Genomic DNA, 10,707 nt, shown 5'->3' with positions numbered 1-10,707 from the left:
CGCGCTGCCGAGCTACGACGACGGCTACTACAGCCCGGACGTCTTCGGCACGGGCACCGGTGCCGCGGGTGCCGCTGGACGACTACGACTTCGGTCGCGACTACCGCTGAGGTAGCCGTCGGTCGGACCCACGACGGTGGGTCCGGGACCGTGACCGGACAGGTCCCGGACGGGGCCGGACACCGCGCTCCCGTGGCGGTGCCCGGCCCCGTCCGTGAGTTCCGGGGCTGTCCCGTGGGCAGCGGGCCTCAGCGCAGGCAGTCCGCCCGCAGGGCCAGGCCCAGGGTGCGCAGCGAGGCGTCGGCCTCCGCCAGCAGCCCGGCAGCGTCGGGAAGGCGTGCCACATGCGGGCGCACGCTCGTAGGTGACCGGTGTCCCGGCCGCGCGGGCGCGCCTCGACGAGGGTGTCGGCGTCGTCGACGAGGATCTCGTCGGCACCGGCGACGACGTGCAGCGGCGGCAGCCCGGCCAGGTCCGCCTCGAGGGGCAGGAGCTCGGGGGCGCCGGTGTGCGGGCCCGCGTAGTCGGCGACGGCGTCGGGCAGCCATGACGGGTCCAGCATGGCGTCGGAGGCGACGTTGCGGGTGAGCGCGTCCCGCGGTGCAGGACAGGTCCCAGCCAGGGCGAGATCAGCCCGATCGAGCCCGGGAGTCCTCGCCGGCCGCGCGCAGGCGCAGCAGCAGCGGACATGGTCAGCCCGCCGCCCGCGGAGTCGCCGGCCACCGCGATGTGCCGGGCCGGGATCCCCGCGGCCCGCAGGGCGGTCCAGGCGGCGTACGCGTCGTCGAGGGCGGCCGGAAACGGGTGCTCCGGGGCGAGCCGGTAGTGCGGCGCGAGGACCGCGCCGCCGGTGGCGTGCGCGAGCCCGGCGAGCAGCGGCCGTGCGACGCCGAGGAGCCCACGAGGTAATCCGCCGCCGTGCAGGTAGAGCACCCGGTGCGGGGACAGCGGCCCGGGCGGTGCGACGACCGCGGTGGGCACGCCGCCGAGCGTCCCGAGGTCCCGGCGGGTGCCGCGGGGGAGCGGGAGCGACGCGCCGACGAGGTCGAGTCCACGCGCCGTCGCAGGGCGACGGGTAGTGTCGGGGCGAGCAAGGGCGCGATGAGTGCGCGCGTCGCGAGGCCGGGTTGACGGCCGGCGGCAGGTGCATACCGGACCGCATCGTGCTGTGGTGCACGTTCGCCGTCCTCGCGGCCTGGCGTACCGAGTTGGTCCGCACGAGAGCGTCAATCGTGGTCGATCCCCATGCATGGGTCATGATCGTGCCCAGCGCATCGACGTCGGGGATGTCGGTATCCGGTGGAAGGTCGGCGAGTAGGCCGACGAGTCCGCCGTAGTCGTCGGCAAGGGCCGACGGTGCTACCTCCGGGTCGCAGAGACGCAGGGCGACCACGGCGGTCCGGAACGAGCGGTGTACGTGGTCGCCGCCGGTGGCCGGGCCGATCCCGACCGGCTGTGCCACGACCTGCGCGTGGTCCGAGGGTACGACGAGGGCGTGGATCGAGCCGTACGGGGTGGCACCGACCGAGGTCGTCCTCGCGCCCGGTCCCGGGCACTTCGTGCACCTGGAGCACCCAGGATGGGTAGTCGAACAGATCACCGGATGGGTGCGGCGTCGAGTGATCGTGGGGCTGTCACACACGACGGACCGGGAGCGGTTCGACCACCTACCTCACTGGTCGCCCGCCCGCGGAGGGCACCCCGCTCGACCTAATTCTCTCATGCAGAGTGTTCCTCTGTAAGTTGGTCGGCGACCCCGCCGTCCACCTCAAGGATCAGCCACCGATGACCGACTCCGCCCGCACCCTGGTCTCCCTCGCCTCCCGCGTCCTCGCCGACCAAGGGCAGGAAGACCTGATCTGGGGCCACGCCTCCCTGCGCGACGAGTGGGGGTGCTGGATCAAGTCGGCCGAGTGGGGGCTCGGGGAGGTCACCCCGGAGCGGGTGCACCTCGTCGACGGCACCGGTGCGGTCCTGAGCGGGGAGGGCGTCCGGCACAGCGAGTACCCGATCCACACCGAGATCCTCGCGGCGCGCCCGGACGTCGGAGCGGTGGTGCACACCCACCCGCCGCACGCCGTGGCGCTCGCCGCGACCGGGCAGCCCCTGCTGCCGGTCAGCCACGCGGCCACGATGTTCGTGCCGCCCGCGATCCCGCGATTCACCGGGACAGCGGACCTGATCCTGACCCCCGAGCTTGGCCGGCAGGTGGCGGAGGCACTCGGCGACGCGCCGGCGCTGTTCCTGGTCAACCACGGGATCGTGACCGTCGGCCCGGACCTGGAGACGGCCACCGTCCGGGCCGTCGTACTGGAGCGGGCCTGCCACCAGCAGCTGCTCACGCACTCCTTCGGCGGGTGGCCCAGCTCCTCGGACGCCGCGGAGGCCGAGGCCAAGCGGGGGCACATCTACCACGACCGGGCCGTCCACGCGGTCTGGGACCACCTCGTCCGCGGGCTCGGCTGAGCCACCGGCGGGCACGAGTGTTGTGCGCCACCTCGCGAATGCGCTCCACCACCTCGGTGGAGCACCACGACGTCATGGCAGAGCCGAACATCGAGCGTCTGGGAGATCACGAGTACCTGGTGACGCTCATGGCGGACGGCGAGCGGGTGGAGTCCTGGTTCCACACGTCCCCGGAGGCGTTGGCCGCGCTCGGCGCGAACGGGGCCTCGCCGAGGACGAGGCGGACATGGTGCGCCGGACGGTGGAGTTCCTGCTCTGCTACCAGGGCGTTCCCGACTTCCCGGCGATGGTCGAGCTGGAGGACGTCCTGGCGGCGTACGGGGAGTTCGCCGCGACCGTTGGGTCGGGCTGACTCAACCGACCGTCACGGTCAGGGTGCCGATGCCGTCGATTGTGGCGTCCAGGCGGTCGCCGGGCTCGATCTGGCCGACGCCGGCGGGTGCGCCCGTGGCGATCACGTCCCCCGGCTGCAGGGTCATCACCCGGGAGGCCCGCGCGATGATCTCCGGTACCCCCACCAGCATCTCGCCCGCCTTCACCTGCTGGGCGAGCTCGCCGTTGCGGCGCAACGAGATGGCGAGCTCGGTCCAGTCTCCCGCCTCGTCGCGGGTGACCAACCATGGCCCGACGGGTGTGAACCCGTCGTAGGACTTGCGCCGGGAGCGGTCGCCCTTGCCGCGCTCGGTGATGTCCAGCAGCACGGTCCAGCCCAGGATGTGGTCCAGCGCGCTCTCGGCGGGGATGTCGTATCCGCCGCGCGCGAGCACGAGCCCGAGCTCGCACTCGTAGTGCACCTCGCCCGGCACGTCCGGGAGCCGCACCACCGCCCCCGGCCCGACGACGGAGCTGGGCGCCTTCAGAAAGAGGTCGAAGGCCAGCAGCCAGTCCGCCAGCTCGTGCGGGCGCATCTCGTCGATGTGGTCGGCGTAGTTCGCCGCGGCCGCGATGATCTTGCCCGGGTTCAGGACCGGTGCGCGCAGCCGGACCGCGGCCAGCGGGGTGCGCGGGCCGGTGGCGAACCGAGCGAGCAGCGGCTCACGGAGACGGTCCAGGTCGGCGCAGAGCCGCACCCAGTAGTTGGCCCCCAGACCCGGGTCGTGGTGGGGGAGCAGGTCGGTGCAGTCCACGACGGACTCCCCGGCGGCGTCGACGAGACCCACCCGGTCCGCGTCGAACAAGGCGATCCGCATCCCGTCACACCCACTCGTACTGCAGGTCGGGGTTGCCGAGCGCGCCGCCGCGGGCGATCGCCTCGGTCTTGGCGGTCTCGTAGTCCCCGAAGTCGAACATGAGCTCCAGCCGGTATCCGTCTGGGTCGTCGAAGTACAGCGACAGCAGCCCCACGCCGCCGTGCCCGTACGGGCCGAGCACCTTCACCCCGGAGTCGGTGAGATGGGCGATCCAGGCGTCCAGCTCCGCGGCCGGGGCGTCCATCGCGAAGTGGAAGAAGTGCAGGCCCGGCGGGCGTTCGACGATCGGGCCCTCGGCCAGGTTGATCACCGCGGTGCCCGCGGTGACCCAGACCTGCCGGGTGCGGCCCGCGCGCCGGTCCATCTCGGACCAGCCGGTGCGCATGGTGATCTCGCCGCGGAGCACCCGGGCGTACCATTCGCCGCTGCGCTCGAGGTCCGGGACGGGGTAGGCGAGGTGGTGCCAGCCGGTGACGGCGGGGGATGTCTGCGATGTCGAGGAGGTCATGCGCGTGTCCTTTCGTCGTCGGCCAGCACGAGCCGGCCGAGGGGATGGCCGGACTCCTGGGCCCGGTGGGCCTCGGCGGCCGCGCGCCACGGCAGCACGCCGCCGACGGCGGGGGCGAGCTCGCCCCCGCCGACCAGGCGCAACACGGTCCGCAGCTCCGCGGCGGAGCCGCCCGAGGTGAGGTGGAGCGAGATATTGCGCCGGTAGAGCGAGCGCAGCGAGAGCGTGACCTCGTCCCCGCTCGCGCCGCCGCAGCAGGTGAGCCTGCCGCCGGGGCGCAGCGCGGCGAGCCCGGTCGGCCAGGTGGCGGCCCCGACGGTGTCGACCACCAGGTCGACGTCCGAGGGCACGGGACCGCCGGGCGGGAGGACGTCCGCGCCGGTCAGTACGGCCGCGCGAGCCAGTCGGTCCGGGTCCCGGCCCGCGAGCAGCACTCGGGCGCCCCGGTGCCGGGCGATCTGGGCGGCGGCGACGCCCACGGCGCCGGTCGCACCGAATACGAGCACAGTCTCGCCGGGCTGGACCGCGGCCCGGGTCACGACCATGTTCCAGGCCGTCGGGAAGGTGACGAGCGCGCTCGCGACCGCGCCCGGGTCCGCGTCCGTCGGGAGCGGCAGCAGGTTACGGGTCGGAGCGGTGAGCAGCTCTGCATAGCCGCCCCACCGGTGCACGCCCATGAACGTCCGGCGCGCGCAGGTGTCGTCCCGGCCCGCGAGGCAAGCCGGGCACTCCCCGCAGGTGATCGACGGGGCGACGGCGACCAGGCCGCCCGCTGCGGGCCCCTCCACGATCTCGCCGACCGAGCAGGTGCCGAGCACGTGCGGCAGGGCGACGGGCCAGCCCGCCGCGTCCCGCCGGGTCTTCACGTCCAGCCCCGGCTCGACGGCGCGGGCGCGGACCCGGACCAGGGTCTCGCCCGGTCCGGGGCGGGGATCGGGCACCCGCTCGACGACGAGCCGGTCCGGCCCGCCGTGCGTTCGCAGCAGCACCGCGTCCACGGGTCAGTCCGTGAAGGACGCCGCGGCGTCCGGTTCGTCGGAGTCCGCGGGCACCAGCAGCCGGGCGAGGTGTCGCTCGATCCGGGCGAACTCGGGCGCGAACACTGACCGCGGCCGGGGCAGGTCGACCGGCACCTCCTCGAGGATCCGGCCGGGCCGCGCGGACAGCACCACGACCCGGTCCGAGAGGTATACGGCCTCCCGCACCGAGTGCGTCACAAACAGCACGGTCTTGCCGGTGCGCTCCCAGATCTGCTCAAACTCGTGCTGCAGCCTGCCGCGGGTCTGGGCGTCGAGCGCGCCGAAGGGTTCGTCCATCAGCAGCAGCGCCGGGTCACATGCCAGCGCCCGGGCGATCGCCACGCGCTGCTTCATGCCGCCGGAGAGCTGGTGCGGGCGGTGCTCGCCGAACCCGTCGAGGGACACCAGGTGCAGCAGCTCGGCGACCCGGGCCGTGGCCTCCGCGCGGGATAGGCCCTGCTTGCGCAGCCCGAACCGGACGTTGTCCGCCACTGTGAGCCACGGGAACAGCGCGAAGTCCTGGAACACCACGCCGCGGTCCAGGCCCGCCCCGCGGATGGCCCGCCCGTCGAGCTTCAGGGTGCCCGCGGTGGGCGACACCAGCCCGGCGATGATCATCAGTAGTGTGGACTTGCCCGAGCCGCTGGGCCCGATCAGGGTCACGAACTCGCCGTCCGCCACGTCGAGGTCGATGCCCTCGAGCGCCACGGTGGTGCGCGTGCGGCCGAAGGACTCGCCGGTCACGTACCGCTTGCCGAGGTCTCGGATGGCGAGCTTGGCGCGGTTCGCCTCGAGCTCCCGGTCGGTGGTCAGGGTCTGGTCCAGCCCGGTCATCGCGCCTCCCGAAGAGTTCCCCAGCGCTCGACCGTGGCCGCCTCCAGCGACCGCAGGACGACGCGCTCCAACATCAGCCCGACGATGCCGATCACGAGGATCCCGGCGTAGACGATGTCGGCCTGGAAGTACTGACGGGCCTCGAAGACCCGGTAGCCGAGCCCGCCCGCGACGCCGGCGAGCATCTCGCCCGCGACGAGGATGCGCCACGCGCGGGAGAAGCCGAGCCGGTAGCCGCCGATGATCCCGCCGAGCGAGCCGGGCAGCAGCACCCGGGTGAACATCTCCATGCCCCGGCAGCCGAGCGTGCGGCCCGCGTCGACCAGCCGCTGATCCACCGCGCGCACCGCACCCCAGGTGTTGAGCATCGTCACGAGCATGACCTCGCTGACCAGGATCACGATGATCGTGGTGTCGGTGAGCCCAAACCACAAGATGGCCAGCGGGATCAGCGCGATGCCGGGCACCGCGAGGCCGAAGTTCATCAGCGGCAGCAGGGTGCGCTCGGCGAGCCGGCGGGTGCCCATCAGCAGGCCCAGCGCGGTGCCGATCGCGCTGCCGATGACCACGCCGACGAGTAGCCGGTACAAGGACTGCCCGATGTCCGTCCACAGTGTGCCGTCGGCCGCCATGCCCCCGATGGCGCCGAAGATCGCGCCGAGCCCGGGGAAGAAGGCCTCGGGCACCAGCCCGCTCACCGCGACGACCTGCCACAGGGCGAGAGCGACAAGGATCGGCAGGGACGTGATGACCAGCTGCTTGCCCGCGGTGCGGGTAACCCACGCGATCCGGGTCCCGACGTCCGGCCGGGCGGTCTCGGACTGCGAGGTGCGCTCGGAGGTGGCGGTCATGCCGCACACCCCTGCGCCGCAGCGGCATCGGTGAACTGAGTGTCCACATTGGCCGCGAGGTCCGGTACCATGGGGATCGAGCCCAGCTCCGTGAGCTTGCGGGCCTGCGCGGTGGTGTCGGCGAGCACCTCGTCGTCCACCGCCACGTGGGCGCCGTAGGTCTGCTCGGCGAAGATCGCCTGCACGGTGTCCCGGGACAGCCCGCGGTACTCCGGCTCCAGCAGGCCCACGGAGGCGTCCGGGTTCTGGGTGATCCAGCCCTCGGCGCAGACGAGGGCGGAGACGAACCGCTGCACGTCGTCCGGCCGTTCGTCCACCATGGACCGGGTGGTCAGCACGTAGAACGGATAGATGACGCCCGCGGGTCCGGCGATCCGGTCCGGTGTCATCGCGACCCGGGTCAGGCCCGCCTCGACGGACCGGTTGACGTAGGGCTGCCAGACCAGCGCGCCGTCCAGCGAGCCGCCTGCCAGCGCGGCGGGCATGTCCGTGACGGCCAGATTGACGACCTGGAAGTCCGACTCCTTCATCCCGATCGCGTCCAGATGGCGCAGCCAGGCGGTGTGCACGCCGGAGCCGAGCTGGATGCCGATCCGCTTGCTACGCAGGTCCTCCATGCTCATGGTGGCGGTGTCCCCGGCGGGCACCAGCAGGCTGGCGAGGAATCCGGTGTTGTGCACCGCTACCGCGACCACCGGAAGCTGCTTGCTCACCGCCTGCACGAACCGTGCGTCCGCAGCGGTGACGAAGTCCGACGAGCCGCCGAGCATCCCGGCGATCGCCTCGGTCCCGGTCTGGATCTCGGTGAAGTCGACCTGGACCTGCGAGCGGGTGAAGAACCCCTCCTGCTCGGCGACGAGCCCGACGAGCGGCTGGGCGGAGTTGTTGACGTAGCGGACGGTGGGCTGGTCGCCCGATCCGCCTGCCTGCGAACCGCAGGCGGCGGTGACGGCGGTGAGCAGTGCGACGGCTCCGGCGAGGGTGCCGCGTACTGCGCGCCGCGTCCAACGGCGTTGTGTGGACGTCACGATGGTCCGGACCTCATTCCCTGCGGGCGTCGACGGCGACGCGCGAGCCGGTGGGTGACAGCTCGTATGCAATCCGAGCCAGATTCCGCTGTCAAGAGGGAGATTCTTATGCAGAAAGCCTGCTGGCAAGGGTTTCGAGGTGACATGGGCCGCCGAGCCTGGTTCAATATCGTATACGCAGTACTGCTGGAGGGGATATGTCGGCTGCCGAACGGGCCTACGCCTTGATTCGCTCGCTGGTGATCGAGGGCGGGCTCGCGCCGGGCTACCGGCTGCGCGAGGACCCGATCGCCGAGGAGCTCGGGGTGAGCCGCACGCCGGTGCGTGAGGCGCTGCGCAGGCTCGCGTCCGAGGGGCTGGTGGAGCTGCAGCCCAAGCGCGGCGCGGTCGTGGCGACCTTTGCGCTCGCGCACCTGGACGAGGTGACCGAGTGCCGCGCGGCCCTGGAGGGCACGGCGGCGCGGCGGGCGAGCAGCCGGATCTCGGCCGAGCAGCTGACCCGCCTCGCGGCGCTGGATAACGAGATGCGCGCGCTCGCGGCGGAGCGCAGTCCGGCAGCGCTGGACAAGATCGGCGAGTTCAACAAGGAGTTCCACGGCACGGTGCTCGTGGCGGCGGCCAGCCCGAGCCTGGAGATGCTGCTGGCGAACCTGGCGGTGGTCCCGCTGGTGCGGCGCACGTTCCGGCACTACTCGCCAGAGGCGCTCGAGCGGTCCATGAGCGGGCACCACGAGCTGGTGGACGCGTTGCGGGCGGGCAGCGCGGAGTGGGCGGAGTCGGTGATCCGCGCGCACATCTGGTCCGCGGCTTCGACCCCGCGGTTCGACGAGGTGTGAGGAGTCGCGGCGCCCCGCACAGGGCGCCGCGGCCGGGGCTCAGCGCATCACGTTGCCGGCGTCCACCGGCAGCGTGATCCCGGTGACGTAGCGGGCCTCGTTTGAGGCCAGGTAGAGCACCCCGTTGGAGATGTCGATCTCCTCCACCCAGGGCACCGGGAGCAGGTTCAGGCTGCGGAAGCCGTCCATGCAGTCCTCGGCGGTCGGGGCGTCGAGGTCCGGCCGGAAGATGTGGAAGGTGTTGTTGTTCAATAGCATCGGCGTGGGGACGGAGGTCGGATGGATGGTGTTGACCCGGATTCCGTCCGCGGCGTGCTCGTGGGCCAGGCCCCGCATCAGCCCGACGACGCCGTGCTTGGCCGCCGTGTAGGCGCTCATGTTCTGCAGCGCCCTGATGCCCGCCGACGAGCTGGTCATGATCACGCTGCCACCCCGGCCCTGGGCCACGAGCAGCCGGATGCTCGCCTTGGCGACGTGCCACACTGCCGTCAGGTTGGTGTCGAGGACCGCCTGGAAGTCCTCGACGCGCATCTCGTGGGCCACGCCCGCGATCCCCGTGATGCCGTGGTTGGCCACCACCACGTCCAGACCGCCGAGCTCGCCGACGCCCTCGGCCAGGAACGCCTCGACGGCGGCGTAGTCCCGCGCGTCGAGCTGCGCCGAGACGACCCGGCGGTCCAGCTTCTCGATCTCCGCGACCGTCTTCGCCAGGTCGTCCGGCGCGGCTGGCGGGTTCCCCTGCGCGGGAACGGGTTCGCACACGTCGAAGGCGAGGATGTCCGCGCCCTCCTCGGCGAGTCGCAGGGCGTGCGAGCGGCCCTGGCCGCGCGCCGCACCCGAGACCAGCGCGACCTTGCCCGCCAACCGTCCGCCCATCGAGGGTCCTCCGCTCACTTGATGCTCATTCCGGCGTCGACCGGCAGCACGGTGCCGGTGATGTAGCGGGCCTCGTCGGAGGCCAGGAACGCGACGGCGTGGGCGATGTCCGCCGCCTCGACGTACGGGATCGGCAGAACGTGCAGGCTCCGGTAGGCCGGCAATGCGTCCTCGTGCGTCGGGTCCGTTAGGTCGGGGCGGAACATGCGGTAGTTCTGCTCGTTGAGCAGCATGTCCGTGGCCACCGCGGTCGGGTGCACGGTGTTCACCCGGATCGAGTGCTCGCCCAGCTCCAGCGCCATGCTCCGCATCAGCCCGACCAGCCCGTGCTTGGCGGCGATGTAGGAGCTCAGGTTCTGCACGGCGCGCAGCGACACCGACGAGCTCGTCATGATCACTGAGCCACCGTTCCCGGCGGCGATCATGTGTGGCACCGCCGTCGTGACCGTGTTGAAAACGCCGGTGAGGTTGGTGCCGATCACCGAGCGCCAGTCCTCCTCGGTGGTGTCCACCGAGCAGGTCCCGCTGCTGGTCAGGCCTGCGTTCGCCACCACGACGTCGATGCGGCCGAACTCCGCGACGGCCTGATCGACGAGCGCCTGCACCCCCGGCCGATCGGTCGCGTCGAGCCGGGCTGACAGGATCCGCCGGTCCGTCGCCTCGACCGCCTTGACCGTCGCCGCCAGGTCCTCCGGCGTCGCGGGAGGCGCGCCCTGCGCGGGCAGCGGCGCGCAAACGTCGAACGCAACGATGTCGGCACCCTCCTCGGCCAGGCGCACCGTGTGCGCCCGGCCCTGTCCCCGTGCGGCGCCGGAGACCAGCGCCACTTTTCCTGCCAATCGACCTGCCACGACACTCCCCGTTCCGGATCGTTCCTCGGATTCCAGGAGTGCCGGGCCGCGCGCGGACCGTCAAGCGGTGGTCCACGGCTTTCCGCTCCGCCGAATCCTGCTGTGACCGGCGTCCCGCGCGATTCGGGTCGGGGGAATGTCGCGCGGGGCGGGCACGGGGCGGCGGCGGCCGGTGGATCGTCCTCGCCGAACGCGCGACGAGGCGCAGGAGAGGCGGCAGGGGTGAGCGATACATCGGTCACCGTCCA

General features: G+C 72.3%; 12 protein-coding genes and 1 pseudogene. 4 read left to right on the top strand and 9 right to left on the bottom strand.

Annotated elements, in window-relative coordinates; translation table 11 throughout:
* Positions 1-364 precede the first annotated feature (364 nt).
* The gene (locus tag KPF22_RS32885) at positions 365-550 is read left to right on the top strand and encodes a hypothetical protein (RefSeq protein ID WP_308010351.1); all 186 of its coding nucleotides are present in this window, start codon (positions 365-367) and stop codon (positions 548-550) included.
* 50 nt (positions 551-600) lie between these two features.
* Here KPF22_RS32885 and KPF22_RS32880 read toward each other — a convergent pair.
* A pseudogene (locus KPF22_RS32880) lies at positions 601-1,251 on the bottom strand (alpha/beta hydrolase); the annotation flags it as partial.
* Between the two features lie 534 nt (positions 1,252-1,785).
* Between KPF22_RS32880 and KPF22_RS01375 the strand changes: the two are divergent.
* The gene (locus KPF22_RS01375) at positions 1,786-2,466 is read left to right on the top strand and encodes a class II aldolase/adducin family protein (RefSeq protein ID WP_224400994.1); all 681 of its coding nucleotides are present in this window, start codon (positions 1,786-1,788) and stop codon (positions 2,464-2,466) included.
* Positions 2,467-2,692: 226 nt separating this feature from the next.
* On the top strand, positions 2,693-2,818 hold the full coding sequence (locus KPF22_RS31755) for a hypothetical protein (protein ID WP_255624079.1): 126 nt from the start codon (positions 2,693-2,695) through the stop codon (positions 2,816-2,818).
* A gap of 1 nt (position 2,819) precedes the next feature.
* On the opposite strand, the gene KPF22_RS01370 is transcribed toward KPF22_RS31755, so the two are convergent.
* From KPF22_RS01370 to KPF22_RS01345, 6 genes are read right to left on the bottom strand one after another with little or no spacing between them, the layout of a single operon-like run.
* Positions 2,820-3,656 carry a fumarylacetoacetate hydrolase family protein gene (locus KPF22_RS01370; protein WP_224400993.1) on the bottom strand — a complete coding sequence of 279 codons (837 nt, stop codon included), beginning with the start codon at positions 3,654-3,656 and terminating at the stop codon, positions 2,820-2,822.
* A gap of 4 nt (positions 3,657-3,660) precedes the next feature.
* Positions 3,661-4,164: a VOC family protein gene (locus KPF22_RS01365; protein WP_224400992.1), complete on the bottom strand. Its 504-nt coding sequence runs from the start codon at positions 4,162-4,164 to the stop codon at positions 3,661-3,663.
* Positions 4,161-5,162: a zinc-binding dehydrogenase gene (locus KPF22_RS01360; protein ID WP_224400991.1), complete on the bottom strand. Its 1,002-nt coding sequence runs from the start codon at positions 5,160-5,162 to the stop codon at positions 4,161-4,163. Before KPF22_RS01360 ends, KPF22_RS01365 begins: the two co-directional genes overlap by 4 nt.
* Before the next feature lie 3 nt (positions 5,163-5,165).
* The gene (locus KPF22_RS01355; protein ID WP_224400990.1) at positions 5,166-6,017 is read right to left on the bottom strand and encodes an ABC transporter ATP-binding protein; all 852 of its coding nucleotides are present in this window, start codon (positions 6,015-6,017) and stop codon (positions 5,166-5,168) included.
* Positions 6,014-6,868 carry an ABC transporter permease gene (locus KPF22_RS01350; RefSeq protein WP_224400989.1) on the bottom strand — a complete coding sequence of 285 codons (855 nt, stop codon included), beginning with the start codon at positions 6,866-6,868 and terminating at the stop codon, positions 6,014-6,016. Before KPF22_RS01350 ends, KPF22_RS01355 begins: the two co-directional genes overlap by 4 nt.
* Complete coding sequence (locus KPF22_RS01345; protein ID WP_224400988.1) at positions 6,865-7,896, bottom strand: ABC transporter substrate-binding protein; 1,032 nt, start codon at positions 7,894-7,896, stop codon at positions 6,865-6,867. Before KPF22_RS01345 ends, KPF22_RS01350 begins: the two co-directional genes overlap by 4 nt.
* Positions 7,897-8,093: 197 nt before the next feature.
* Here KPF22_RS01345 and KPF22_RS01340 point away from each other — a divergent pair, with 197 nt between their 5' ends.
* Positions 8,094-8,732: a GntR family transcriptional regulator gene (locus tag KPF22_RS01340; RefSeq protein WP_224400987.1), complete on the top strand. Its 639-nt coding sequence runs from the start codon at positions 8,094-8,096 to the stop codon at positions 8,730-8,732.
* A 39-nt stretch (positions 8,733-8,771) separates the two neighbouring features.
* On the opposite strand, the gene KPF22_RS01335 is transcribed toward KPF22_RS01340, so the two are convergent.
* Together KPF22_RS01335 and KPF22_RS01330 are read right to left on the bottom strand one after the other, a co-directional pair.
* Positions 8,772-9,626, bottom strand: a complete 855-nt coding sequence (locus tag KPF22_RS01335; RefSeq protein WP_224400986.1) for a mycofactocin-coupled SDR family oxidoreductase — start codon at positions 9,624-9,626, stop codon at positions 8,772-8,774.
* Complete coding sequence (locus KPF22_RS01330) at positions 9,623-10,459, bottom strand: mycofactocin-coupled SDR family oxidoreductase (protein WP_224400985.1); 837 nt, start codon at positions 10,457-10,459, stop codon at positions 9,623-9,625. Before KPF22_RS01330 ends, KPF22_RS01335 begins: the two co-directional genes overlap by 4 nt.
* Positions 10,460-10,707: the final 248 nt, after the last annotated feature.

It is taken from the genome of Pseudonocardia sp. ICBG1034, from assembly GCF_020131375.1.
Taxonomy (GTDB): domain Bacteria; phylum Actinomycetota; class Actinomycetes; order Mycobacteriales; family Pseudonocardiaceae; genus Pseudonocardia; species Pseudonocardia alni.
This window is presented reverse-complemented; position numbering and strand designations above follow the sequence as displayed.